Annotated in this window: 20 protein-coding genes and 1 riboswitch; of the genes, 9 read left to right on the forward strand and 11 right to left on the reverse strand. The window is 65.2% G+C overall.

Annotated features, from left to right (window positions below; all coding sequences use genetic code 11):
* Positions 1-166 precede the first annotated feature (166 nt).
* The 3 genes from ACK59L_RS03690 (at position 167) to ACK59L_RS03700 (ending at position 2,815) form a co-directional block, all read left to right on the forward strand.
* A complete protein-coding gene (locus ACK59L_RS03690; protein ID WP_058639260.1) occupies positions 167-772 on the forward strand; it encodes a transcriptional regulator in 606 nt (201 codons plus the stop codon).
* A gap of 103 nt (positions 773-875) precedes the next feature.
* The gene (locus ACK59L_RS03695; protein ID WP_409271947.1) at positions 876-1,871 is read left to right on the forward strand and encodes a threonine/serine dehydratase; all 996 of its coding nucleotides are present in this window, start codon (positions 876-878) and stop codon (positions 1,869-1,871) included.
* Positions 1,868-2,815 carry an ornithine cyclodeaminase family protein gene (locus ACK59L_RS03700; RefSeq protein WP_409271949.1) on the forward strand — a complete coding sequence of 316 codons (948 nt, stop codon included), beginning with the start codon at positions 1,868-1,870 and terminating at the stop codon, positions 2,813-2,815. Before ACK59L_RS03695 ends, ACK59L_RS03700 begins: the two co-directional genes overlap by 4 nt.
* An 11-nt stretch (positions 2,816-2,826) precedes the next feature.
* On the opposite strand, the gene codA is transcribed toward ACK59L_RS03700, so the two are convergent.
* The 3 genes from codA to ACK59L_RS03715 all read right to left on the reverse strand — a co-directional run bounded on the left by codA (position 2,827) and on the right by ACK59L_RS03715 (position 5,513).
* Positions 2,827-4,068 carry a cytosine deaminase gene (gene codA / locus ACK59L_RS03705; protein WP_409271951.1) on the reverse strand — a complete coding sequence of 414 codons (1,242 nt, stop codon included), beginning with the start codon at positions 4,066-4,068 and terminating at the stop codon, positions 2,827-2,829.
* Between the two features lie 138 nt (positions 4,069-4,206).
* Positions 4,207-4,869 carry a thiaminase II gene (gene tenA, locus ACK59L_RS03710; protein WP_182139998.1) on the reverse strand — a complete coding sequence of 221 codons (663 nt, stop codon included), beginning with the start codon at positions 4,867-4,869 and terminating at the stop codon, positions 4,207-4,209.
* Complete coding sequence (locus tag ACK59L_RS03715) at positions 4,866-5,513, reverse strand: TenA family protein (RefSeq protein ID WP_196135903.1); 648 nt, start codon at positions 5,511-5,513, stop codon at positions 4,866-4,868. Before ACK59L_RS03715 ends, tenA begins: the two co-directional genes overlap by 4 nt.
* A gap of 82 nt (positions 5,514-5,595) precedes the next feature.
* A riboswitch (TPP riboswitch) is annotated at positions 5,596-5,712 on the reverse strand.
* A gap of 133 nt (positions 5,713-5,845) precedes the next feature.
* Here ACK59L_RS03715 and ACK59L_RS03720 point away from each other — a divergent pair.
* Together ACK59L_RS03720 and ACK59L_RS03725 are read left to right on the forward strand one after the other, a co-directional pair.
* Complete coding sequence (locus ACK59L_RS03720) at positions 5,846-7,936, forward strand: putative bifunctional diguanylate cyclase/phosphodiesterase (RefSeq protein ID WP_409272060.1); 2,091 nt, start codon at positions 5,846-5,848, stop codon at positions 7,934-7,936.
* 61 nt (positions 7,937-7,997) lie between these two features.
* A complete protein-coding gene (locus ACK59L_RS03725) occupies positions 7,998-8,984 on the forward strand; it encodes a site-specific integrase (RefSeq protein ID WP_196142064.1) in 987 nt (328 codons plus the stop codon).
* An 18-nt stretch (positions 8,985-9,002) separates the two neighbouring features.
* On the opposite strand, the gene ACK59L_RS03730 is transcribed toward ACK59L_RS03725, so the two are convergent.
* Positions 9,003-10,142, reverse strand: a complete 1,140-nt coding sequence (locus ACK59L_RS03730; protein ID WP_409271954.1) for a glycerate kinase — start codon at positions 10,140-10,142, stop codon at positions 9,003-9,005.
* Positions 10,143-10,274: 132 nt separating this feature from the next.
* Positions 10,275-11,372, reverse strand: a complete 1,098-nt coding sequence (locus ACK59L_RS03735; protein ID WP_058604563.1) for a sugar diacid recognition domain-containing protein — start codon at positions 11,370-11,372, stop codon at positions 10,275-10,277.
* Positions 11,373-11,533: 161 nt separating this feature from the next.
* Between ACK59L_RS03735 and ACK59L_RS03740 the strand changes: the two genes are divergently transcribed.
* The 3 genes from ACK59L_RS03740 (at position 11,534) to ACK59L_RS03750 (ending at position 16,549) form a co-directional block, all read left to right on the forward strand.
* Entirely contained in the window at positions 11,534-12,862 is a 1,329-nt protein-coding gene (locus ACK59L_RS03740; RefSeq protein ID WP_058604562.1) for an MFS transporter, read from the forward strand.
* A 165-nt stretch (positions 12,863-13,027) separates the two neighbouring features.
* Entirely contained in the window at positions 13,028-14,548 is a 1,521-nt protein-coding gene (locus ACK59L_RS03745; protein ID WP_409271956.1) for an FAD-dependent oxidoreductase, read from the forward strand.
* Between the two features lie 84 nt (positions 14,549-14,632).
* The gene (locus ACK59L_RS03750; protein ID WP_409271958.1) at positions 14,633-16,549 is read left to right on the forward strand and encodes a sigma-54-dependent Fis family transcriptional regulator; all 1,917 of its coding nucleotides are present in this window, start codon (positions 14,633-14,635) and stop codon (positions 16,547-16,549) included.
* Between the two features lie 46 nt (positions 16,550-16,595).
* Here ACK59L_RS03750 and aldA read toward each other — a convergent pair whose 3' ends face one another.
* From aldA to ACK59L_RS03770, 4 genes are all read right to left on the reverse strand, one after another.
* A complete protein-coding gene (aldA, locus tag ACK59L_RS03755; protein ID WP_100852625.1) occupies positions 16,596-18,029 on the reverse strand; it encodes an aldehyde dehydrogenase in 1,434 nt (477 codons plus the stop codon).
* A 7-nt stretch (positions 18,030-18,036) separates the two neighbouring features.
* Entirely contained in the window at positions 18,037-20,160 is a 2,124-nt protein-coding gene (locus ACK59L_RS03760) for a PQQ-dependent dehydrogenase, methanol/ethanol family (protein ID WP_230375255.1), read from the reverse strand.
* 240 nt (positions 20,161-20,400) lie between these two features.
* Positions 20,401-21,105 carry a TraX family protein gene (locus tag ACK59L_RS03765; protein WP_409271961.1) on the reverse strand — a complete coding sequence of 235 codons (705 nt, stop codon included), beginning with the start codon at positions 21,103-21,105 and terminating at the stop codon, positions 20,401-20,403.
* Between the two features lie 6 nt (positions 21,106-21,111).
* A complete protein-coding gene (locus ACK59L_RS03770) occupies positions 21,112-22,185 on the reverse strand; it encodes a metal-dependent hydrolase (protein ID WP_409272062.1) in 1,074 nt (357 codons plus the stop codon).
* Positions 22,186-22,408: 223 nt separating this feature from the next.
* Here ACK59L_RS03770 and ACK59L_RS03775 point away from each other — a divergent pair, with 223 nt between their 5' ends.
* Positions 22,409-23,353: an alpha/beta hydrolase gene (locus ACK59L_RS03775; protein ID WP_058604556.1), complete on the forward strand. Its 945-nt coding sequence runs from the start codon at positions 22,409-22,411 to the stop codon at positions 23,351-23,353.
* On the opposite strand, the gene ACK59L_RS03780 is transcribed toward ACK59L_RS03775, so the two are convergent.
* Positions 23,304-24,035: a hypothetical protein gene (locus tag ACK59L_RS03780; protein ID WP_058639248.1), complete on the reverse strand. Its 732-nt coding sequence runs from the start codon at positions 24,033-24,035 to the stop codon at positions 23,304-23,306. The genes ACK59L_RS03775 and ACK59L_RS03780 overlap by 50 nt on opposite strands.
* Positions 24,036-24,148: 113 nt before the next feature.
* Positions 24,149-24,940: a histidinol-phosphatase gene (gene hisN / locus ACK59L_RS03785; RefSeq protein ID WP_409271963.1), complete on the reverse strand. Its 792-nt coding sequence runs from the start codon at positions 24,938-24,940 to the stop codon at positions 24,149-24,151.
* Positions 24,941-25,018: the final 78 nt, after the last annotated feature.

Below are 25,018 nucleotides of genomic sequence, written 5' to 3' on the forward strand. Positions count from 1 at the left end.
ATGGAATAATCACGGCTTATCGAATGTTAGGCCGATTTCGGGCCGGTTCTGCTCGCCAGAAGCCCGTCTTGCCGTGTACAGGGTGCTTGCTCGGCCTACGGCGCCTTGTGCGAGCAGGCACTCGGAGCCAACATAAGCGCTTCCTTAAAATGCACAGTGGCCCCGCATGTCGCTCGAGAACTACCAGGCAATCGCCGAAAGCATTGCCCTGTTGCTGTATCCCCATGCCGAAGTCGTCGTCCATGACCTGCGTACCCAGACGGTGGTGCATATCGCCAACAACATCTCCAAGCGCAGCCTGGGAGATGACTCGGCCATTGCCGAGGACCTGGACGATCTGCTCGGCGGCGCCAAGTTGGGCCCATACGAGAAGTTGAACTGGAACGGTCAGAAGGTGCGCTCCATCAGTACGGTCTTGCGCGATGAGCAGGGTGATGCTCGGCACCTGATGTGCATCAACCTGGACCTATCGGTGCTCGAAAACGCCCGCCATGCGCTGGAGGCGTTCTTTCAAATGGGTCGCCTGGTCGAGCAGCCTCAGGCGCTGTTTCGCGATGACTGGCAGGAGCGCATCAATACCTTCATGCATGCTTGGCTCAAGGCGCGCCATTTGTCCCTGCAGACAATGCAGATGGGCGACAAGCGCAGCCTGGTGCAGGCGTTGCACGCCGAGGGTGCGTTCGAAGGCCGAAGCGGCGTGGACTATGTGGCCAATGTGCTGAACATGGGGCGTGCTACGGTTTACAAATACCTCAAGGCGCTCAAGGGATGACGATTTTGAGCGCCAGGACTGACCCAGGCTGAAAGAAGTGTTTGCACGAGCATGGACAAAAAGTCTACCGTAGACACTAATTCCATACGGAGCCTTAAGCGCCATGTCCGACCTTGCACCGCCAACCGTCTGCGAACCCGACCTCGACGCTCTGTTCGAAGCGATCAAGCACGCTCATGCCGCCTTGCGGCCAGCCGTAAGCACAACCCCGCTGACGCGCAGCCAGCACCTGTCAGCAACCACCGGCGTGGACGTATGGCTCAAGTGCGAACACCTGCAACCTACCGGTTCATTCAAGTTTCGCGGGGCCAGCAATAAAGTCAGGCTTTTGCCTGTGAGTGCACGTGAGCATGGCGTCATCGCCGCCTCGTCTGGCAACCATGGCCAGGCACTGGCCCTGGCCGGCAAAACCGCCGGGGTTCCGGTGACCCTTTACACCACCACTACGGCGTCAACCTATAAGGTCGAAGCCATGCGTAACCTCGGCGCTGAAGTGATCTGCCTGCCGACCGATCCCTTGAGCGCGGAGCTGGAAGCGGCCAGGCAAGCCCAGGCCCAGGGCGTGCCCTTCGTATCGCCCTACAACGATCTGCAGGTGATCGCCGGCCAGGGCACCATCGGTATGGAACTGTTCGAGCAGGCGCCAGACCTGGACGCCGTATTCGTCGCGGTGGGGGGTGGCGGCATGATCGCCGGCATTGGCGCTGCCCTGCGTACCCTGGCACCGGGTGTCGACATCATCGGCTGCTGGCCCGAGAACGACCCGGCCCTTGAGCAGTCGCTCAAGGCCGGCAGGATCATCGACGTACCTGCCAGTCCCACGCTGTCCGACGGCACGGCAGGCGGCGTCGAGCCAGGCGCCATCACCCTGCCCCTGTGCCAGGCCTTGCTCACCGATACTGTATTGGTCAGCGAAGCGCAAATACGCGCCGCCATGCGCGACATCGCCAGCAGCGAGCGTTGGATCATCGAAGGCGCGGCAGCTGTCGCAGTGGCCGCCATGAAAAAATGCGCGGACCGGTACCAAGGCAAACGCGTAGCTGTGGTGCTGTGTGGGCGGAACATCGCCCTGGATACCTTCCTTGAGGCCGTCAAATGAAGCTGATCACGAAGCCTCAGATCCTCGCGAGCCTCGACACCGAGCGCGCGCTCAGCGCCATCGAAGAGGGCTTTATCGCCTATTCCGCTGGCAACGCTCAGGTACCGCCTGTGCAGGCGTTTACCTTCGCCGAGACCAACGGGGATTGCTGCATCAAGTCTGCCTACAAAGTGGGCAGCCCCACATTTACCGTCAAGGTGTCCACCGGCTTTTATGACAACCCGTCAAACGGTTTGCCCAGCAACGACGGGCTGATGATGGTGTTCTCGGCCCACACCGGCCAGCCGCTGGCCCTGCTCCAGGACCAAGGCTGGCTCACGGCGATGCGCACGGCACTGGCGGGACGGATCGCGGCCCGGCTGCTCGCGCCCTCACAGGTCAAGGCCATCGGCATCCTGGGCACAGGCATGCAGGCCAGCATGCAATTGGAGCAGTTGCGCAGCGTCACCGACTGCCGCCAGGTGATCGTCTGGGGGCGTCACGCCGAAGGACTAGGCGCTTACGTGACGATGGCGCGGGATCTTGGTTTTACCGTGCGCAGTACACACGACGCCGCGGAACTGGCGGGCCTTGCCAACCTCATCGTCAGTGCCACACCTTCGCGCGAGCCGCTGTTGCAGGCGCACTGGATACAACCGGGCACTCACATCACCGCTGTCGGTGCGGACGGCCCTGGCAAGCAAGAGCTGGACCCTGGGCTGGTCGCCAGGGCCGATCGCTTGGTCGTCGACTCGATCACCCAGTGCGCCCAATATGGCGAAGTGTCCCATGCGCTCGGCAAAGGCCTGGTGACCGCAAGCCAACTGGTCGAACTTGGCGCGCTGCTGGCAAGCCGAGCCCGTGGCCGGGATTCCGACGACCAGATCACGTTGGCTGACCTGACCGGCGTCGCCGTTCAGGATGCGCAGATCGCCGATTGTGTGCTGGCGGCCATCGGCACCTGAAAGCGTCGGATTCAGAACTCGCGTTGTACCTGCGCAGGCCGGCGCCGCATCAGTACCTTTCCGTTGCGCACCGACACCAGCGCGTGGCCCTGGCTGCGCACCATCTCGTAGTCGTCCGGGGCCGAGAGCAGCAGCAGGTTCGCAGGGCGACCGGTCTCGATGCCATAGCGCTCTCCCAGGTTCAAGGTGCGGGCACTGTTGTCGGTGATCAGGTCCAGGCAGCGCTGCAGGTCCTGATAGCCCAGCATGTGGCAAATGTGCAGGCCCGCCTCGAGCACGCGCAGGATATTGCCGTTGCCCAGGGGGTACCACGGATCGACGATCGAGTCCTGGCCGAAGCACACGTTCATGCCAGCACGGTCGAGTTCGGCGACACGGGTGACCCCACGGCGCTTCGGATAGGTATCAAAGCGCCCTTGCAGATGAATGCTCTCGGTAGGGCATGACACGAAGTTGATGCCGGACAGCTTCAACAGCCGAAACAGCTTCGAGCAGTAGGCATTGTCGTACGAACCCATGGCCACCGTGTGGCTGGCGGTCATCCTCGCCCCCATCTGCCGGACCCGAGCGTGTTCGGCCAGTACTTCCAGGAACCGTGACTGCGGATCGTCCGTCTCGTCGCAGTGCACGTCCACCAGGCAGCCGGTGCGTTCTGCCAAATCCATCAGGAACTGGATCGACGCCACACCCTGTTCACGGGTGTTCTCGAAATGGGGAATGCCGCCCACCACATCGGCGCCGATGGCCACCGCCTCGGTCATCAATGCGCGGCCATCGGGGTACGATTCGATACCCTCCTGGGGAAAGGCAACGATCTGCAAGTCGACCAGATCACGCACTTCATCGCGCACCTCGACCATGGCCTTGAGTGCCACCAGGCCCGGCTCGGTTACATCCACATGGGTGCGCACATGCTGGATGCCATGATCGACCAGCATGTCGAGGGTGGTCTTGGCCCGGGTCTTGATGTCCTTATGGGTGGTGCTCTGCTTGCGCTGGGCCCAGCGCTCGATCCCCTCGAACAGCGTGCCGCTCATGTTCCACTCAGGCTGCCCGGCCGTCAGGGTCGCGTCGAGGTGGATGTGCGGCTCGACGAACGGGGGGACCACCAGGTTCTGGGCGGCATCCAGGTCGGCGCCGGCCACGGGCAGCACACCCTCGTTCTGCGCAGTGATCGCGCCAATGCGCTGACCGGCCAGTTCGATGCGGTACAGGCCAGGCTTGCCACGCAGCCGAGCGTTGATGATGTTCATGCTGTCCTTCCTCGTCCTGGATCGTCTTCGAGCGCTGCGGGCCAGTTGCGGCGGTCATCCGCGTGCCCCCTTTTCCACTACAGCTTGCCAGCCAACGGCACACGGGGATAGTGGCGATCCAGGCATGCGGCTGCCTAGTCACGCCATGTCCAGACCCATCTGCCAGAAATCGGCCTCCAGCCCCGAGGCCTGGGCAAAGATCGCGGCCAGTTCGGCAAACCGCTGATCCGTCATGCTGCGCGCCGCCAACGAATCCAGGTGCGTGCGTGCAGCTGCTGCGACGGCCTGGTAGCCGGCACCGGCGTATTCGCCGATCCACTCGCGATAGGGATGCGCGTCCAGATTGCCGATGCGTGCGGCCAGGGACTGCCCGATCTCGGCGTAGCCGATCACGCAGGGCGCCAGCGCCACGTGCAACTCCAGCAAGTCGCCAGCGGCACCGCAGTCCAGTACATACCGGGTGTACGCCACGGTGGCCGGGTGCTCGGGGGCCGCCTCGATGTCAGCCTGGCTCAGCCCCCAGCGTGCGCATAGACGCACGTGCAGGTCGGTTTCGTCGAGGATCGCCGCCAGCCCCGCCTGTGCGGCACGGATATCGGCCGGTCGCCTGCTCTTGTACGCCGCCAACGCCCAGGCGCGGGCAAACTGAATGAGGAAGAGATAGTCCTGCACCAGGTAGGACCGAAACGCGGCTTCGCTCAACGTGCCATCGCCCATCTGCTGCACGAAGGCATGGTCGACGTAACCGCGCCACTGCGGTGCAGCGGCCTGCTTGAGCCGATCGAAGATGTCCATGTTCATTGCGCCTCCGGGTAGATGGCGTCGAAGAAGGCCAGCTCCAACGCGACGGTGCGCTGGTGAAAGTCCTGCGCCACCGCGGCATGCAGAGGGCCGACGCGGTCAAGTTCGGCGTGCAGGAACGCCACGAACGCCTGGAAATCCGGATTGTCGTGCAAGGTGATCCATTCAGCGTGGATGAAACGCGACGGCAGGGGTTTGGGCGCCCGCAGCGCCCAGTCCAGGTAAAGGCCTTCGGCGACGCTCAGCACTGCCAGCGCGGCGGCGTACGAGCGGGTGGCAGCCGCTTCGCGCATGATGGCTTTGAACGCCGCTGTGGGCACCGTGTCCATCGGCTCATCACGCTGCGCCGGGCTGACACCCAGCGCCTGGAACGCCCGCAGGAAGTAAGTGTTCTCCTCGCTGCTGATCATGCCCGCGAATCGCCCCAGGCGCAGGCGCGCCTCGAAGGTGTCGGCCGTGGCGATGGCGGCGCCCAGCAACATCAGGAAGCTGTCCAGGAAGCGATGATCCTGGACCAGGTAGTCGACCATGATGGGGTCAGGCAGGCTGCCGTCACACAGTTGGGTCACGAAACGATGGCCGGTGGCGGCGGCCCATGTGGTCTCGCTCTGGCGGCGCAGGGTCTGGGTGAAACCTTCGGTCATGGCGCTGTCCTTGGTGAAGGTGACAGCGAGACCTGGGCAATGGTCATGAATCGGGTCTCGCCTTGAGACCGGCGGGAAGGCAGGCGGTATAGCACCCCATCCCTTCGCCGGCATTATCCGGATCAGGTTCGAAGGGTCACCGCGCTGCACCTGGCTCAGCGGTTTCTCAGCCCGTTACCGGGCTCCCCTTGGTAGCGGCAAGGTATACCCGACTTGACCCGCCGCTGTCATCTTTGGTTCAGCCATCACTACAGGCTATTTGCCACCAGTCATGGCGCTGTCATGTTGCTGTCGTAATGTCCGGGCCTCACACAAGGCCGGGAAACATGCAATTGATACGACGTTCACTTTCGTCGGCGACCCTGCTCAGGCTGCTGATCCTGCTGCTGTGCGCTGCTACGCTGGCCTTTGTGTGGGGGGTGCATGTTGCTCAGAAAGCCACCGCTCGCCAGGATGCTCTGACCAACCGTGGCAACGAACATCAACGGCTGGCCAACGTGCTCGCCGAAAACGTCAGCCAATGGCTCGACCGTGCGCACGCCGCTGCCGAAGGCACAGCGTGTGCGACCTCCTCCCCGGTGCTCATGCCCGTGCCTGAGCAGCCCGAGGCATGCGATACGTTGGTTGCAGTGCAGCTTCTTGCCGCCCACCCCTTGGCGCAATTGCTGCAACAGGTGGATCTGGGCGATTCTACCCGCGTGAGTGTGTTGCAGGCCGACGGTACGGAACGCCTGCGCCTCGGTAATCGCGGCTTGTTGCCGATCACAGCTGCCTTGCAGCCGGCACTGCCAACCGATGGCACCGCTGCGGGCGTGCTGACCCAGTACCTGGAAGGTGATCCTTACCAGAGCGTCTTCAGGCATCGGCCCGAGCACGGTTTTACCCTCGTCATCAGCCAGCGCGAGAACGAGATCACCGGGCCCATCGACGCGGCCTGTGCCCGGCAGTTCTGGCTGACCCTGGGCATGACACTGATGATCCTGGCCAGCTTGGCCTGGACCCTGCGCCTGCTGCGCAAGCGCCAGGAAGCCTTCACGGCGCTGGAACACGCCCAGCAGATCAACCAGCAACTGATCGGGCGCCTGGAAGATGCACACCGGCGCAGCAGTCATGCCGCCGCTACCGATCATCTCAGCGGCCTGCACAACCGCCGTCAGTTTGTCGAAGTGGCAGGTGCCGCGCTCATTCATCAGCGTGGCAGGCGGCAACTGATGGCCATCCTCTTCATCGACATGGACCGTTTCAAGTCCATCAATGATTCGCTGGGCCATAAAGTGGGTGACCTGTTGCTGCAGGCTGTGGCCGGCCGTATCCAGCGCTTGCTGGAACCAGGCGATGAAGCCTCGCGCTTCGGCGGCGATGAGTTCGTCGTACTGCTCGCAGGCGAGCGCAGCGAGGAGCAGATCGATGCCTGGGTACGCGAACTGGCCCGCAGGCTTTCTGCCACGTATGCCCTGGAAGGACAAGAGGTCAACACCAGTCCCAGTATCGGGGTCAGCATCTGCCCGCGCGATGGCCAGGACATCGACAGCCTGGTACGCAGCGCCGATGCGGCCATGTATTCGGCCAAGCAGGCCGGCCGCGCGCAGTACCGCTATTTCGACCCCTCCCTGAACGTGGCCGACATCCAGGCATTTTCCCTGGAGCAGGCGTTTGGCGCTGCACTGGCAGGCAGGCAATTCGTCTTGCACTACCAGCCGCAGATCGGCCTCGATGACCACAAGGTCGCAGGCTTCGAAGCGCTTGTGCGTTGGCAGCATCCCGAGTTCGGCCTGCTCTACCCCGACCGTTTCATCGCCCTGGCCGAACGCAGCGGCTTCATCGTCGAGTTGGGCTGGGAAGTCCTTCGCCTGGCCTGCGAGGCCTTGTCGGCCTGGCACTGGGAAAGCCGCCAGGTGCGCCTGGCCGTCAACGTGTCTGCCTTGCAGTTGCGTCAGCCTGACTTCACCGTGCGCCTGCTCGATCAACTGAGCGAGCACGGCATTGCTCCCGAGCATCTGGAGCTTGAGATCACCGAAACCACCATCCTCGACCCTGAGGGCCCGGCGATCGCGCATCTACACCGGCTGCGCCAGGCAGGCATCGGGATCAGCCTGGACGACTTTGGCCGAGGCTATGCAGGCTTCGCCCATCTGCATGCACTGCCTCTGAGCAAACTGAAGATTGATCGATCCTTGATCGCCTCGCTGTCCAACAGTCCGGACGACAGCCCCATCGTGGCCTCCACCATCATCCTGGCCAAACGCCTGGGCCTGGTGGTGGTGGCCGAAGGCGTGGAGACCCGCGAGCAGGTCGTGTGCCTGCGCCTGGCGGGGTGCGACGTTGCTCAGGGCTATCACTTCAGCCGGCCCCTGTCCGCCGCGCAGCTGCGTGACTACGCGCCGTTCAAGCATCAGGCGCAGCCCCTGGCCGCGTTGCACTGAAGCGAAGAAGAGCGTGCAAACCCTGGCAAACCCTTGGTACCAACAGGTCCCAAGGTTTAAGGTGGCACCACTGCATCCACCCGCCGACGCCCGCACCATGACCGATATCGAGCGCTACCTGCGCGCCGCCACGCGTGACAACACCCGCCGCAGCTACCAGGCGGCGGTGGATCATTTCGAGACGCAATGGGGTGGTTTTCTGCCGGCCACTGCCGAAAGCATCGCCCGGTACCTGGCCGACCACGCCCAGCAGCATGCGGTCAGTACCCTGCGCCAGCGCCTGGCGGCCCTCAGCCAGTGGCACATCAGCCAAGGCTTCCCCGACCCCACCAAAGCACCGGTGGTGCGCCAGGTCCTGCGCGGCATCCGCACGCTGCATCCCACCCCGCCCAAGCAGGCAGCGCCATTGCTGCTGCAACATGTGCAAACGGCCGTGACCTGCTTCGAGGAAGAAGCCCGCCAGGCCCAGGCGAACCACGACATGGCGGGGCTGCGGCGCGCCCGGCGCGACACGGCGCTGCTGCTGTTGGGGTTCTGGCGTGGCTTTCGCGGCGATGAACTGGCGCGCTTGCGGGTCGAGCACATACAGGCCGAAGCGGGCGTGGGCATCACGCTGTTTGTGCCGCGCAGCAAAGGCGACCGCGAGGCACTTGGCGTGCAGCACCGCACCCCGGCCCTGAAGGCCCTGTGCCCGGTAACGGCGTACCTGCAATGGCTGCAGGTGGCCGGCATCGCCCACGGCCCGGTGTTCCGCAAGCTCGACCGCTGGGGCAATCTCGGTGACCAGCCGCTCAACAGCAACAGCCTGGTGGGCCTGCTGCGGCGCATGTTGACCCGCGCCCAGGTGCCAGCTGCGCTGTATACCGGTCACTCACTGCGTCGCGGCTTCGCCACCTGGGCCAGCGCCAATGGCTGGGAGCTCAAGTCGCTCATGAGCTACGTAGGCTGGAAGGACGCCAAGTCGGCGCTGCGCTACATCGATTCGACGCAGCGTTTCGGCGACCTGGCCCTGTTGCCCAGCACACCCCTGCCGGTGCTTGCACCCTGAGCTGCGCGCTTCATCTGCTCAGACGCGCTTGACCCAGGCCCAGAGCCGACCGATGTCACAGGCGCGGGCTTGCAGCAGGCGGGCGGTGTCGTGGCAGGCCTGTTCCAACGTCATGGGGCCGTCCACCAGCGCAAAGGCGGCATCTACCCCATGGGCGTACAGCTGCTGATAGCCCTCGCCGAGCATGCCCGCCAGCACGACCACCGGCACGCCATGACGCTTGGCGACCCGGGCCACCCCCATCGGCGTCTTGCCGCGCAGGGTCTGGGCATCAAAACGGCCCTCCCCGGTCACCACCAGGTCCGCGTCCCTGACATGGGCTTGCAGGCCGGCCAGTTCGGCCACCACTTCCACGCCGGCCCGGAACTGGGCACCCATGAAGGCCCTGGCCGCAAAGCCCATGCCCCCGGCGGCGCCGCAGCCTGGGTAATCACGCACATCCTGGCCCAGCAAGCGGGCGCAATGGTCGGCGAAGTGACCGAGCGCCTGGTCGAGGGCCTGAACCTGTTGCGGGCTGGCCCCCTTCTGCGGACCGAAGATGGCCGATGCGCCCTGGGGGCCGCACAGCGGGTTGTCCACATCAGCCGCCACTTCGAAATTTACGTGTGCCAGGCGCGGGTCCAGCCCGCTGGCATCGATCCGTGCCAGGCCGGCCAGGGCCAGGCCACCCTCGGCCAGTGGCTGATCGTCTGCATCCAGCAGTCGCAGGCCCAAGGCGCGCAGCATGCCACTGCCCGCATCATTGGTGGCACTGCCGCCGATCGCCAGCACCACGCGCTGCGCGCCAGCGTCCAGCGCCGCGGCGACCAGCTCACCGGTGCCCCAGGTGCAACTGCGGCAGGCGTCGCGCTGCCCGGTGGGCACCTGTTGCAGGCCGCTGGCCTGCGCCATTTCGATGATTGCGGTGCGGCTCTGGGGCAGCCAGCCCCAGCCCGCCTCAACAGGCGCGCCCAACGGGCCGCGCACGGTGAGCCGGCGCAGCTCGCCGTCGCTGGCGGCAAGAATGGCCTGCATCGTGCCTTCGCCACCGTCGGCCATGGGGCACTCGATCAACTGGGCGTCGGGCAGTGCTTCGGCCAGGCCAGCGGCGATGGCGCGCGCCACGTCTGCCGCCTCGAGGCTGTCCTTGAACGAGTCAGGCGCGATGACGATCTTCATGATGATTCTCCTGTCCGGGTAGCGGCATGCTGACAGCTGGCCCGCGAAGCGGCGTCGGTCAAATGCACAAACCGCCCGACGGATTGTTTGGGCAGATGCCAGCGCCAGGCGACAATGCCCAGCCGGCTATGGCTACCGGATGGGCAGCAACTGCAGCCCCAGGTACAAACTGAGCATGCCCTCCAGGCGCATCGGATCCACCTCGCCCAGCTCGGCGATGCGTTCAAGCCTGTAACGCAGGCTGTTGCGGTGAATACCCAGCGCCTCGGCACACGCCTGGCTCTGACCATCATGGGCACACCAGGCGCGCAGCGTAGCCAGCAATTGCCCACTGCTGTCGCGGGCCTGGATGCGCAGCAACGGCTCGAGCAGTTCGTCCAGCGCCTCATCGTTGCGATGGCGCCAGAGCAAGGCTGGCAGGCGATAGCGCTGCAAGCTCAGCAGCCGTTCCTGGGGCACCACCTCACGCCCATAGGCGAGCAGGTCGCGCACACGCCGGTAGCCGCGGCGCAGCTGCTCAAGACCCTGCGCGGCGGTACCCATGGCCGAGCGCTCCACTGCCCAACCGTGCCGCTCGATGCGCTCGACCAGCCGTGATGCCTCCAGCGCCACGCCTGCCGGGCGACACCACAGCAGCGAGTGGCGCGCTGGGCTCACGCACCAACTGTCGGGGTAGCGGCTCATCAGCCAGCCTGCCAGCGCTTCGGCGTCGGGCCCGCTGGCCAGCTCGAACAGGCAGGGAATGCGTGGTAGCTGCGGTTTCAGGCCAAGTTGGCGTGCCTCGTCCAGCAGCCGTGAGGCGTCGCCGGTCCCGCCCAGCAGCAAGGCCAGCAAATCGTCGCAGCGCTGCTTGCGCCACTGCTGGTCGGCCTGCAGGTGACGCTGGGCCAGCAGCATTTCGGCGGTCATGCGCACCAGCTCGGCATACACCCGAACCTGCTGCGGATCACCCGTCAGCCCCAGAACGCCCATCAGGCGGTCGTCGAGCATCAGCGGCAGGTTCACCCCAGGCTGCACGCCCTTCAGGCAGCGTGCCGCCTCCTGGTCGAGCTCCACGATACGGCCATTGGCGAGCACCAGCTGGGCGCCTTCGTGCCGTGTGTTGATGCGCTCCGGCTCGCCGCTGCCCAGGATCAGGCCCTGGCTGTCCATGACGTTGACGTTGCAGGGCAGAATGGCCATGGCGCGGTCTACGATATCCTGTGCCAGGTCGTGGTCGAGTTCGAACATTCAACGGTCCTTGGGGGCGTGCGGTTGGGCTCGGGCACAGCAGCAAGGCCCATGGCCTGTGCAAAAGCACAAAGACAGCCACGCCGCCGTCCCCGAGACTCGTTCAGGCGAGCGCCGGAACAGGCGACGCGGTGACAACCATAACAACAGAGAACCCGATCATGGCACACAGCCCCGCCCCTGACCAAGGCACGGACACCACCCGCAATGCGCTATACCGGCGCATCACCTTGCGGCTGATTCCGTTCATTTTCATCTGCTACCTGTTCAACTACCTCGACCGCGTCAACGTCGGCTTCGCCAAGCTGCAGATGCTCGACGCGCTCAAGTTCAGCGAAACCGTCTACGGCCTCGGTGCCGGCATCTTCTTCATCGGCTACGTCCTGTGCGGCCTTCCGAGCAACCTAGCGCTCAACCGCTTCGGCCCACGGCGCTGGATCGCCTTGATGATGATTGCCTGGGGCAGCTTGTCCACCTGTCTGCTATTCGTGACGACCCCCACCGAGTTCTATGCCCTGCGCCTGCTCACAGGTGCCGCCGAGGCAGGCTTCTTCCCAGGCGTGGTGCTGTACCTCTCGCGCTGGTTCCCCGGTGCGCGCCGTGGCCGCATCATGGCCTTGTTCATGTCCGCGATTCCGGTCTCGGGCCTGTTGGGCAGCCCGTTCTCCGGCTGGATCCTCGAGCATTTTGCAGCCGGGCAACATGGCCTTGCCGGCTGGCAATGGATGTTCCTGATTCAAGGGCTGCCGACCGTTGCGCTCGGCGTGCTGGCGGTGTTCCTGCTCAGCGATGGCTACCAGAAAGCGGCCTGGCTGAGCGATGATGAACGCCGGCTGATCGCCGCCGACCTGCAGGCCGATGCCGACAGCAAGCCGCCCACCACAGGCGACAGCGTTCTGGCCGTGCTGGCCAACCCGCTGATCTGGACCTTCGGCTTCATCTACTTCTGCATCCAGAGCGGTGTATACGCCATCAACTTCTGGCTGCCTTCGATCATCAAGAACATGGGCTTCGACAACCCCCTGCTCATTGGCTGGTTGAGCGCCATTCCCTACTTGCTGGCCGGGGTTTTCATGATCCTGTGCGGGCGCTCGGCGGACCTTCGCAACGAGCGCCGCTGGCACCTGGTAGTGCCAATGCTGATGGGCGCCGTGGGCCTGCTGATGGCGGTGAATTTCGCGGCTACCCCGGCGATCGCCATCCTTGGCCTGTCCATCGCCACCATGGGCGCCCTCACCGGCCTGCCGATGTTCTGGCCGATGCCCACGGCCTTGCTCAGCGCGGGTGCGGCCGTGGCGGGCCTGGCCCTGATCAACTCGGTCGGCCAAATGGCGGGCTTTCTCAGCCCTTATCTGGTCGGGTTCATCAAGGACCAGACCGGCTCGACCGACGCTGCCCTCTACGCCCTGGCGGCGCTGATCGTGGTGGGTAGCCTGGTGGCCCTGCGCGCCACCCGTACCCTTACGCCCGCACCCGCCACAGCCGACTGACGGTCGCGCCAACGGCGCTTGCTCGCACGGGTCATGCGGTCCCGTGCGAGCAAGGTTGACCACCCCTTGTTCCCTGTACGGCGCTCCAGTCGTCAGCTCGACGCAGCCCGACCGGGCAAATAGGCGTCGAACACTTCCAGAGGCCAACCCTTTGGAGAATTCACCATGACCGAACACGCCGTGGCCCGCCTGGCCGACCTCGATGAACACACCCCCCTGCGCGTGGAAGCCGGTAGCGAAGAGCTGATCATCGTCCGTCAGGGCGATCAGGTTCGTGCTTTTCAGGGCAACTGCCCTCATGCAGGCGCGCCGCTGGATGAGGGCCGCGTCTGCGGCGGCTTGCTGATTTGCCCATGGCACAAGGCCGCGTTCGCCGTGGACGAGGGAGCCGTGTGCGAGCCCCCTGCCCTGACCGACCTGCGCCGCTACAAGGCCTGGGTCAAGGATGACCAGGTGTGGGTGGACGACCGCCCTTTGCCCAAGGCGCGCCCGCCCCGGCACAGCGATGCGCGGTGTTTCGTGGTGCTGGGGGCCGGTGCGGCGGGCAGTGCCGCCGTGGCCACGTTGCTCCGCCATGGCTTCAACGGCCGCCTGGTGTGGATCGACCAGGAGCGCCAGCCGGCCTACGACCGCACGGCCCTGAGCAAATTCGTGCTCGCAGGCCAGATGGCCCCGGATGAGGTGCCGATGCTGCTGGAGCCTGATGACCTGCGCATGGGACAACTGGAGCGTCGGCACGCCAAGGTCCGCTCGCTCAATGCCCAGAAACGCCAGCTCCTGCTGGCCGACGGCCAACGCATTGACTATGACGCCTGTCTGCTCGCCACGGGCGCCAAGGCCCAGCGCCCGGATATCCCGGGGCGTGACCTGCCTGGTGTCTTCACGCTGCGCGCGCGCGCGGACGCGGCGCAACTGCTCGATGCCGTGGAACCGGGCAAGCCGGTCGTGATCGTGGGCGACAGTTTCATCGGCCTGGAAGCGGCCTCGGCGTTGAGCGAATACGGTGCCCAGGTCCATGTAATCGGACGGCACGATGTTCCGCTGGTCAAGCAGCTGGGCGAGCGCATCGGCCGGGCGATTCGGGCCTTGCACGAGCGCAAGGGCGTCACCTTCCATGGCCCGGCCGAGGTGACGGCGATCGAAGGCGTAGATCAGGTCGAAGCGGTTGTGCTTGGCAGCGGCGAGCGCGTGGGCTGCCAGGTGGTGCTGCTGGGAACGGGGGTAGCCCCGGCCACGGCTTTTCTCAATGGGGTGTCGCTGGCCGACGACCATGGCGTGCCGGTCAACGGTGAAATGCAGGTGGCCGAAGGCCTGTGGGCGGCGGGTGACATGGCCACCTTCCCACTCGCCGGCCAATCGGTGCGCATCGAACACTGGCGGCTGGCGCAGCAACACGGCGTCATCGCCGCGGCAAACATGCTGGGCCAGCAGCGCCGCTACGCCGACGTGCCGTTTTTCTGGACCTATCACCATGGGCAGCGGTTCGAAGTGCTCGGCCACGCTCGGCAGTGGGACGCCATCACCTTCGTCGGCGCCCCGGAAAGCGGGGATTTCATTGCGCTGCAATGCCTGGCGGATCAGGTACAGGCCGTGGTTGCCAAGGGTTATGCCTCAGCCATGATGCAGCTGTCGCAACGCATGAAGCGGCCGCTGACCACCGCCGAGGCACTTGAACTGATCCACTGAGGGCCCTGGCCGTGCGTCTGGGCTGGTAGCGCGCCATCAGCTAGGGTTATCTTCACCCCTGATAACAATAACTGTGGAGCGCCCATGCCCGCTCATAACCCTGCCTCGGAACTGGCGGCCTTCGTCGACAGTCACTTCGGCCACCGCGGCCTGGTCCCGGAAACGGTGATCGCCGAATCCTGGTACCGCAGTGTCACCCAGCACCGCCTGGACCCGAGTGTGCACCCGACGGACAACATGCTCAGTGCCGCCGAAATCCGCCAGCTGCAAGCCCAGCACCAGGCCTACCTCACCCTCGCCAGCCAGGGCGTGAGTGGCTTGGCCCGGCGGGTGGCGGATGCAGGTTTTGCCGTTTTGCTCAGCGATGCGGCGGGGGTCACGCTCGATGCCCGCCTGCCTGCCGACGCCGGGCACTTCACCGGGTCCGGGCTGGTGGTGGGGGCGCGCTGGGACGAGTCCATCGCCGGCACCAACGGCATCGGCACCGCGCTGGCCTCACAACAGGCGCTGACCATTCACCGTCAGGAACATTTCCTGGCCAGCAATGCCCGGCTCAGTTGCTCGGTCTCGCCGATTTTCGACAGCCATAACCACCTGCTGGGTTGCCTGAACGCGACCTGCTTGTACAACGATGGGCCCAAGCAGGCCCAGCACCTGACCTTGCAATTGGTGACGCTGTACGCGCGGCTGATCGAAAACGCGCACTTTCGCCAGCGTTACCGCGACTGCCTGACCCTCGCGGTCAAGCCCTGCGACGGCGATGCGGACCTGGCAGCCGAGCAACTGCTGGCCCTCGACGAGGGTGGGCGTATTGTCGGGGCCAACCGGGCCGCGTTCAGTAGCAACCCCCATGCCCTGCTCGGCCTGCGTATCGAGCAGGTGTTGAGTGCCGACATCGACCAGTTGCTGGCCCTGACTCAGGGCGGTGCTCGGGGCACGCAGCTGTACGATGCGAGCCAGGTCACGGGCCTTGAGGTTGGGCTGCGCGTGCCGCGCGCTTATCGCCCTTGTGCCTCGGCTGCACCGGCGGCCTCTGCCAGCGCGCATCCGACACTCGACCAGCTGGCCGGCGGCGACCCGCAGCTGCAGCACGCCGTCGCGCGCCTGCGCAAGGTGCTGGACAAGGACATCGCGCTGCTGCTCAGCGGTGAAACCGGCACTGGCAAGGAAGCGTTCGCTCGCGCCCTGCACCAGGCAAGCGCCCGAAGCGCCCGGCCTTTCGTGGCGCTCAATTGCGCCGCCATCCCCGAAGCGCTGATCGAAAGCGAATTGTTCGGCTACCGGCCCGGCAGCTTCACCGGGGCGGACCGCAAGGGCATGAAAGGCAAGCTGGAACAGGCCAACGGCGGCACGCTGTTTCTCGATGAAATAGGCGACATGCCGGCCGATCTGCAAACCCGTCTGCTAAGGGTGCTGGCCGAGCGGGAGCTGGTGGCGCTGGGGGCGGCCACGCCGGTGAGGCTGGATATTCAGGTGATATCGGCGACGCACCAGGACCTGACTGCCAGAATCGCCACCCATCAATTCCGCGAGGACCTCTACTACCGGCTCTGTGGCATGCGCATCACCCTGCCGGCGCTGCGCGAGCGCAGTGACCGGGCGCACGTGATCGAGGGTCTGCTGGCACGTCTGGCACCAGGGCTGAACCTGTCAGCACCTGCACACGCCGCCCTGCTGGCCTACTCCTGGCCGGGTAACATTCGCCAACTGCTCAATGCCCTGCGCCAGGGCGCGGCCCTGGCAGAAGGCGGGTGCATCGAACTGGCCGACCTGCCCGCCGAGTTGCAGCTTGGGCAGGTCGAACCGAGCAGGACAATCTGCGCAACGCCGCAGCTTGGGCAGCAGGTCGAGGAGGCTGAGGCCGACCACCTGCTAACGCTGTTGCGCCGTACCCAGTGGAACATGAGTGCCGCCGCCCAGGCCGCTGGCATCTCGCGTTCCACGTTGTACCGCAAGATCAGGCGCCACGGCATCGTGCAACCCAATCGCCAGGGCCACTGAGCCCAGTGCCCTGCCGTGACGGCGGGGCACTGGCAACTGCCGGGCTTCAACCCTGGATGTAGACCACCTGCGTGCGCGTGTACTCATAGAGCCCATGCTTACCGTCCGCCCCGCCTATGCCCGACTTGCGGGCCCCGGCGTGGAAGCCTTGCATGGCCTCGAAGTTTTCGCGGTTGATGTAGGTCTCGCCAAAGTCGATTTCCCGGCACGCCTTGAGCGCGGCGTTCAGATCGCGGGTATAGAGCGATGAGGTCAGCCCGTACTCGCTGTCGTTGGCCAGGGCAATGGCTTCGTCCAGGTCCTCCACCACCTGGATCGGTAATACCGGCCCGAAGATTTCCTTGCGCATGATCTCCATGTCGCCCGCGCAGCCTGCCAGCACGGTGGGCTGATAATGAAAACCGCTGCCAAGGTCGGCCACCTGCCCGCCCGTGACCACCTGCGCGCCCTGGGCCTGGGCGGTGCGCACCATCTGCGCCACCTTGTCGAGGCCAGCCTGGTTGATCAGCGGCCCCATGTGCAGGTCCTCCTGCGTCGATGGGTCCCCATAGCGCGTGGCGGCCATCGCCTGGGCCACCTGATCGATGAACCGATCGGCTACCTGGCGCGCCACGTACACGCGCTCTGCGCAGTTGCACACCTGTCCGGTGTTGATCACCCGCGAGGCGACGATCGCGTTCACTGCCAGGTCCAGGTCGGCATCGGCCAACACGATGGCAGGCGCCTTGCCGCCCAGCTCCAAGTTCAGCTTGGTGATGTTCGGCGCCGCCGCTGCCATGATCCGTGCACCGGTCGCCACGCTGCCGGTGAAACTCACCATATCCACGCCGGGGTGACTGGACAGGCCGTGGCCCACGGCGGCGCCTGTGCCGCCGACCACGTTGAACACCCCGGGTGGCAGGCCGGTTTCGGCCACCAGCCGGGCGAAGGCGTAGCAGTTGATCGGGGTTTCCTCACTGGGCTTGACCACGATGGTGTTGCCGGTGATGAGCGCCGGCGCCATCTTGCGGGCGATCAGGAAGAACGGGAAGTTCCACGGCAGAATGCCTGCCACCACGCCCACCGGTTTGCGCATGAGAAACACATGCTCGGCCTGACGGTCGCTGGTCAACACCTCACCTTCCAGGCGCCGCGCCCACTCGGCCATGTAGTCCAGATAATCGGCCGTGAAGCCGACTTCCACCTGGGCCAGAGCCGGGACCTTGCCGCCTTCCAGGGTAATGGTCCGGGCCAGCTGGTCGGCATTGGCCCGTATCCGGCTCGCAATAGCACGCAGGTAGCCCGCGCGTTCCTGCGCAGGCCGGGCTGCCCAGGCCTTCTGAGCCCGGCGTGCCGCGCTCACGGCCTGGTCGACCTGCGCCTGCGAAGACTCAGGCACGCGACCTAGCAACTGGCCGTTGGCCGGGTTATGGACCTCAAGCAAGGCTTCACCGGGTTCGAACCGGTTGTCGATGAAGTTCTGGTAGACCGAATCGTTCATGGGCATTTCACTCCTGTGGTGCATTGTCAGCCAGCGATGAAGGGCTTGCCGGGCGAGCGCTGAACCGCTTCCAGACCTCGCCTTCTTCCTGCAAGTCGTGGGCACGCTTGATCAGGTACTGATGGACCTGCTCGACCTGCTCGGGGTTGAGGTTGTCGGCGAACGAGGGCATGCCATCGGGCACCCTGCCGCCGTAGAGAATCCCGAGGAACATCTGGTGCTTGTCGGCGCTCAGCTTGCGCAGGTCCGGCAGGACCCCGCCGCTGACCGCATGAATGCCGTGGCACTGGGAGCAGTTGCCGTCGTACAGCGCAGCGCCTGCGGCGACCGTCTCGGCGTTGGCCGTCAATGGCGGCGGCTTGGGCGCATCGGCAGGCGGGGCCGGCTCGCGCAGCTTGGCCGTGCCGCCCAGCTTGTAGGTCAGCACCTGTGCGTAGGGCTGCACGCCTGCACGCAACGAGAGTGCCCCAGCGAACGTGGAAAACGCGCCGCCCCAGCCCGCCATGAAGGTGACGTATTGTTCGCCGTCGACGGCATAGGTGATCGGTGCGGCCATCACGCCGCTGGCCGCAGGCGCTTCCCACAGCTTCTTGCCGGTTTCGGCGGCATAGGCAATGACCCGGCCGTCGGCGCTGCCTTCGAATACCAGGTTGCCGGCCGTGCTCAAGGTGCCGCCATTGAAGATGGTGATGTACGGCACTTCCCAGGCAGGCGCCTGCTTGACCGGGTCCCAGGCGATCAGTTTGCCTGACCAGGTCTTGGCCATGTCCAGTAGCCCTTCGGCGCCTTCGGGCATCATGCCGGTACGCAGCCCCAGCTGATAGACGCTTTTGAACGGGTTGCGCTTGGGCGCTTCGGGCACGTGCTCGTAGTAGGCGGACATGATGTGGGCCGGGATGTACACCAGCCCTGTCTGCGGGTTGTACGACATCGGGTGCCAGTCGTGCGCCCCCCAGAACGCCGGGGTCACCAACTTGCGCTTGCCGTCCTTCCAGTAGGCCGCCGCCTCGTCATCGACGATGGGCCGGCCGGTCTTCATGTCGATGCCCTTGGCCCAGTTCACCGGCACGATGTTCTTGGCCGACAGCAACTCGCCGGTTTCCCGGTCCAGCACATAGAAAAAGCCATTCTTGGGCGCCTGCATCAGCACCTTGCGCGGCTTGCCGTCGATGGGCAGCTCGGCCAGGATCATGTGCTGGGTGGCCGTGAAGTCCCAGGCATCGCCGGGCGTGGTCTGGTAGTGCCAGGCGTACTCGCCGGTATCGGCATTCACCGCCACGATCGAGGACAGGAACAGGTTGTCGCCCTTGGCCTGGCTGCGCCATTTGGGGTCCCACATCGCGCCGTTGCCCACGCCGATGTACAGCAGGTTCAACTGCGGGTCATAGGCGAAGGAATCCCAGGCTGTCCCGCCGCCGCCCCACTCGACGTAGGCATCCCCGTGCCAGGTCTTGCTGGCGATCTGCATGGCCTTGTCCTCAGGCGGTAGCTTCGGGTCGCCCGGTACGGTGTAGAACCGCCATGCCTGGCGCCCGGTTTCGGCGTCGTAGGCGGTCACATAGCCACGCACGCCGAATTCGGCGCCGCCATTGCCAATCACCACCTTGCCGTTGACCACCCGCGGCGCACCGGTGATGGTGTAGCTGCGCGTGGTATCGGCGCGGGTGTCGACCGACCACACCCGCTTGCCGGTCTTGGCGTCGATGGCCTCCAGGCGACCGTCGAGCACACCGACGTAGACCTTGCCCTGCCACACGGCCACGCCCCGGTTGACCGCATCGCAGCAGGCCTCGCCCGCACGGTTGCGGTCGGACTGCGGGTCGTACTTCCACAGCAGCTGGCCGTTGCGCGCATCCAGCGCGTACACCACCGAGAACGGCCCCGTGGTGTACATCACCCCATCGACCACGATGGGAGTCGCCTCCACACCGCGGTCCAGGTCGAGCTTGTAGCTCCACGCCAGCCCTAGCTGGCTGACGTTGCTCTGGTCGATGGTCTTGAGGGGGCTGAAGCGTTGCTCGTCGTACGTGCGGCCATGGCTCATCCAGTTGCCGGGCTCTTTGTCCGCATCGATGATGCGTTGCCCATCGACACCGGCGGCAAAGGCCAGGGGTGTCCAACTGAGGGCCATGGCCAGGCAGCCGAGTGCAAGGCGTTGGGGGCCTGATCGATTCATGCGCTGTTCTCCGTTCTTGTTATGGCGACGCTGCGACGAGCGTCATTCCAGGCAAGAGCAACGGCTGTGCCAAACCGCCGACTGACGGCCGGAGATACCGCGGTAGAGCCTTTGGCCGTCAGTGAGCAGGGGCCGGATACGGGCGAATGCTCGGCACAGTTGCGTCAACCTTGGGTCAAAGGTGGAACAGGTGTGTCACAGCTGAACAATGCCCGCAGCTTTGATCAGCAAAAGGTGCAGCGGGTAGAACCCATAGCCCCAGCGACCCACTGCCGGCACGCGACGCCATCGGCTGTGCAACAGGCCGTTGCCGACCGGGATGGCCACGGCGGCAACCGTCAGCGTGACCCAGGTGAAGGGGGCGCTTAGGTGCGTCATCAACCAGCTGTTGGTCAAGTTGCCGGCAACCGCCGACAGGCACGGCACAAGCCACATCCGGCTCCCGTAGCGGTGGGCAAGCACGCAGGCGGCGGGTAGCAGCACCCCTGGCAGGCCGTACATCAGGTACGGGCTGCCAGCCCAACCTGCGCCCAGCGCGACCAGCCCCAGCAGCCGCGTTGCCACCTGGGTATGCTGCACGCCCCAGGCCAGCAGCAGGCCCAACAACAGCGTCGGCATGATGCTGAACGTGGTCGAGCCGCTGTCCAGCCAGCGGTAAGCGGGTTCGGACAGCACCGTGAACAGCAGCATCAGCCCCAGGTACCGCCCGTGGTGGCGATCGAGCAGCGTGTCAGGCCCGCGCCGTACCACGTTCATGGCCATGGCCAGGCAAAAGAGCGGAAACGCCAGTCGGCCAACCACGAACAGGCCGTGGGCCTGCGGCCAGAGAAAGCGCAGGTGGTCAGCGACCATCGCCAGCATCGCGACCCACTTCACCAGGTCCAGCCCGCCTGAGCGCATGGGGGGCTACTCCACCTGGCCTTGCCCTGGCGTTGCAATGCGTGCGGTCCAGGCGGCCAAGGGCAGCGGGGGTTGCTGGAAGACGATGCGGCGCCAGATCAACCCCAGTGCCTGTCCGTCGAACAGATCGCGCGGGCCGCTGGCGGTGTGCACGGCCGGCTGCTGCGTCTGCCAGCGGCCCTGCTCGCCCTGCCGGGCCATGTCGAAGCGGAACGTGTAGTTGCCTGGCGTACCCATGCGCAGGTCGGTCACCACCAGCCGGTCGCCGACCTGGTCGTAGCGCAGCCAGTCGTCGGTGAACCAGCGCAGCCGCTGGTGCAGCGGATCGTTTGCCAGCACCTGGGCCAATGACAGGTTGCGGTTCAGGCGCAGCATCTCTGGCGACTGGCGGTCCAACAGGCTACTGACCCCTTCGTAATAGACGCCGTCCGGCGCTTTGGCCAAGACCCGCCAGACCAGGCTGTTGAACGCCATGGGCACTGCCCGAACCTCGCTCACAGTCACGCCCTTGGCATCGAGCGCGGCCTGGAAACGGTGTTCTGCCAGGGTACGGCTGGCAAGGCCCAAGCCCAGGTACGCGGTGCTCAAAGCCAGCGCCACGGCCATGAACCGTAGTGCGCGGGCATGGGTGCCACCCACGGCGGCGTAGGCCACCGCCACCAGCAACGGCATGGTATACACAGGATCGATGATGAACACGGCCGCCCAGCTTTGCGGGGTCACGTGCAAGGGCCAGAGCAGCTGGGTGCCGTACACGGTGAACGCGTCGAGCACAGGGTGGGTCACCAACACCAGCCAGAAAGTCAGGAATAAGCGGGACAGCGTATAGCCTTTGTCCGGCCAGGCCCTGTTCACCAGCCATGCCAGAAGCGCTGCCAGCGCGGTCAGCACGAACACTGAGTGGGAAAAGCCACGGTGGTAGGTCATCTGCGAGACCGGGTCGGCATAGCGGATGATCACGTCCAGGTCCGGCAGTGTGGCCAGCGCAGCGCCGTAGACCAGGGCCCGACGGCCCTGAATGCGCCCCAACAATGTACCTTGCAACGCGGCGCCGAGAACGGCTTGGGTTATCGAGTCCAAAACAAAGCCTTCGTCAGGAGGGTGTCGGGCCACGCTACCTGCTTGCGGGGCGCTTGCGCAATCGGCGCACCGTGCGCACGCTCGCGCTGGAAACAGCTTGCAAAGAAGCTGACCCGCCGGCGGGTAATATTTCTTACATATGACCTGCAGCATTTGATAGAACTACGCCACGCTTCTTTTACGTTCCCGCGCCTTGACCACTTTCGAGACCCCCAAACTCCGTATGTCTACCCGGTTGTTCTCCGCCCTACGCCGCCGTTGGTTCAGCTGGCTGTGCGCTGCCACCTTGGTGCTCGCCCTGCCCGCCGGGTGCTCGGTCTTGCAGCACAAGGAACGCGAGCTGGTGTTTCGCATCGAGCCCGGCCAGGCCAGCTGGTTCCATGGCCTGCCCGGCGGTGTTCAGGAGCTGGACCTGCGCCCGCGTACCTTCGCCGAGAACCAGAGCCTGCATGCCTGGTGGTGGCCCGCAAAACGCGCCGATGCACCGGCCATTCTTTACCTGCATGGTGTGCGCTGGAACCTCACTGGCCAGCTGTTTCGCATCGAACAGCTGCACGCCATGGGCTATTCGGTACTGGCAGTGGACTATCGCGGCTTTGGTCGCAGCCGAGGGGACTTGCCCTCGGAAGCCACCGTGTACGAGGACGCTCGCGTGGCTTGGGAGCGTTTCGCCCAACTGCAACCTGATGCGAGCAAACGCCTGATCTATGGACACTCCCTGGGTGGGGCCGTGGCGGTCGACCTGGCGCGCACGCTTACCCGTGAAGCTCGAGACACGCGCACCAGCGCCCCGGCGCGTGGGCTGATTCTGGAGTCCACGTTCACCTCGTTGGGCGATGTGGCAGGCGTGGTCGCCAATACATCGCTGCCGGTGCGCTGGCTGCTGTCACAGAAATTCGACTCGCTGGGCAAAATCGGCGACATCGACCTGCCGGTGCTGCTGGTCCATGGCCTGGACGACCGCTACGTGCCCTCGCGTTTCAGCCAACAGCTGTTCGAGGCCGCGCGCGAGCCCAAGACGCTGTTACTGGTGCCGGGTGCGACGCACAACAACAGCATGAGCCTGGCCGGGCAGCGTTACCGCAAGGCCATCCAGGCCCTGCTCCAGGCACAGCAGGTCACTGTACCGGCAGGAAATTCATCAGCAGCAGGCTTTGCGCATAATTGAGGCCGATACGGCGGTAGCGCTCGTCGAGCAGCTCGGCCAGCAGGTCGAGGCGGGCCACCACCTTGCCGAATTCCACGGCAAAACTCAGGTTGCTGCCCTCCTCCGAAATTTCATTGGAGAACAGCAACAACACACCGTTGGCGTCCTGCCGCTGGCTCAGCATCCAGGTGGCTTTTTCGATGTTGCGCGCGGCGTTGTTGATGAACAACGGGTCGAGGGTGTCGGTCATGTAGAACGCGGTGCGCCCGCCGTGGGCGGTGATCAGCATACTGCCGATGGCGTAGATGAACGCACCCACTCGATCACCGCGAAACTCCGGGCTCAAGGCATAACTCAAGGCAGCCAGGTCGCGTCGATTACCCAGTTGCGCCAGGGGTTGGCGCTGCTCAATGGCCAGGCGGATCTGGCGCTCGGCCGTGGCCGCGTCCAGGTAGCCTGAACGTTGCAACTGGTTGGGATTGCGCAGGTACAGCTTGTTCATCAGCAGGTAGAGGCTTTGCAGGTTGTCGCGCATCGACAAGGTGGCCAGGCGGTCCACACTGGTCTGGAACAGCTCGCTGGGTTTGCCTTCGCCCAGCTGGTTAACGATGTCGCGCCCCTGCTGCTGGGTGCAGGCGCACAGGCTGGCCAGGGAGCCTGCCAACAGCAGGCGAACTATCGTGGAGCAACTGCACACTACCATCGGCACCGCTTCGTTTTCGGCGGCCACCGCGGGGATCGCGGCGGCCTGGGCCTAGCATAGAGCCCCGAAAGCCAAAAAAGTGCGGCAAGCGCCAGTCCGCGCAGTGACCTGAATTACATCGCGCCGCGCAGCAGCTCCACGACCTTGGCATGCAAGGCCGGGTCACCACAGGCCACCACGCAACCGCCCTGCTGCGCGCTGCTGCCATCCCAGGCGGTGATCACCCCGCCTGCGCCCTCGATGATGGGCATGAGCGCCTGCACGTCATAGGGCTGCAAGCTGGCTTCGACGATGACATCCACAAAGCCCGACGCCAGCATGCAATAGGCGTAGCAATCGCCACCGTAGCGCATCAGCCGCGCCTGGCTGGCCAGGTGCTCGAACGCAGCCTTGCGCGCAGGCGTATCGAACATGTCAGGGGTGGTGCACATCAGCGTGGCCGCTGCCAGTTCCTTGCAGGCGCGGGTCTTGAGCGCTCGCGTGCCCGACCAGGCACCTTCGGGCGTGCCGATGAACCGTTCGCCGGTAAAGGGCTGGTTCATCACCCCCACAACTGGCCGGGTACCGTCGTTGAGCGCGATCAGCGTGCCCCACAACGGCAGGCCGGTGATGAAGGCACGGGTGCCGTCGATCGGGTCGAGCACCCAGGTCAACGGGCTGCTGCCCACGGCCACGCCCGCCTCTTCACCGAGAATGCCATGGTCTGGATAGCGCGCCTGGATCCGCTCGCGCATCGCGTCCTCGGCCGCCTTGTCGGCGACGGTGACCGGGTCGTACAAGCGACCGCCTTTGTCCTCGACCTCCAGGCTTGCACGAAAGTAAGGCGTGATGGCAGCGCTCGCAGCATCGGCCAACTGCTCGGCAAACTCACGGAACTCGGCAATCTGTTCGGCGCTCAGGGGCATGGAAATGGGGCCTTGTGCTAGTCAGGGAGGCGGCATGATAGCAAACCCGCTGATCGGCATGGCGTCTGCAAAACGATA

It is taken from the genome of Pseudomonas sp. KCJK9111, assembly GCF_046231935.1.
In the GTDB taxonomy this organism is placed as follows: domain Bacteria; phylum Pseudomonadota; class Gammaproteobacteria; order Pseudomonadales; family Pseudomonadaceae; genus Aquipseudomonas; species Aquipseudomonas parafulva_B.

Coding starts and splice junctions, on each gene's coding strand:
- ACK59L_RS03760 (WP_230375255.1), bottom strand. CDS start 20,160: ATGGCCCTCAGTTGGACACCCCTGGCCTTTGCCGCCGGTGTCGATGGG.
- ACK59L_RS03750 (WP_409271958.1), top strand. CDS start 14,633: ATGCCCGCTCATAACCCTGCCTCGGAACTGGCGGCCTTCGTCGACAGT.
- aldA (WP_100852625.1), bottom strand. CDS start 18,029: ATGAACGATTCGGTCTACCAGAACTTCATCGACAACCGGTTCGAACCC.
- ACK59L_RS03740 (WP_058604562.1), top strand. CDS start 11,534: ATGGCACACAGCCCCGCCCCTGACCAAGGCACGGACACCACCCGCAAT.
- ACK59L_RS03745 (WP_409271956.1), top strand. CDS start 13,028: ATGACCGAACACGCCGTGGCCCGCCTGGCCGACCTCGATGAACACACC.
- ACK59L_RS03730 (WP_409271954.1), bottom strand. CDS start 10,142: ATGAAGATCGTCATCGCGCCTGACTCGTTCAAGGACAGCCTCGAGGCG.
- ACK59L_RS03735 (WP_058604563.1), bottom strand. CDS start 11,372: ATGTTCGAACTCGACCACGACCTGGCACAGGATATCGTAGACCGCGCC.
- ACK59L_RS03695 (WP_409271947.1), top strand. CDS start 876: ATGTCCGACCTTGCACCGCCAACCGTCTGCGAACCCGACCTCGACGCT.
- ACK59L_RS03700 (WP_409271949.1), top strand. CDS start 1,868: ATGAAGCTGATCACGAAGCCTCAGATCCTCGCGAGCCTCGACACCGAG.
- ACK59L_RS03715 (WP_196135903.1), bottom strand. CDS start 5,513: ATGACCGAAGGTTTCACCCAGACCCTGCGCCGCCAGAGCGAGACCACA.
- ACK59L_RS03780 (WP_058639248.1), bottom strand. CDS start 24,035: ATGGTAGTGTGCAGTTGCTCCACGATAGTTCGCCTGCTGTTGGCAGGC.
- codA (WP_409271951.1), bottom strand. CDS start 4,068: ATGAACATCATCAACGCTCGGCTGCGTGGCAAGCCTGGCCTGTACCGC.
- ACK59L_RS03765 (WP_409271961.1), bottom strand. CDS start 21,105: ATGCGCTCAGGCGGGCTGGACCTGGTGAAGTGGGTCGCGATGCTGGCG.
- ACK59L_RS03775 (WP_058604556.1), top strand. CDS start 22,409: ATGTCTACCCGGTTGTTCTCCGCCCTACGCCGCCGTTGGTTCAGCTGG.
- tenA (WP_182139998.1), bottom strand. CDS start 4,869: ATGAACATGGACATCTTCGATCGGCTCAAGCAGGCCGCTGCACCGCAG.
- hisN (WP_409271963.1), bottom strand. CDS start 24,940: ATGCCCCTGAGCGCCGAACAGATTGCCGAGTTCCGTGAGTTTGCCGAG.
- ACK59L_RS03690 (WP_058639260.1), top strand. CDS start 167: ATGTCGCTCGAGAACTACCAGGCAATCGCCGAAAGCATTGCCCTGTTG.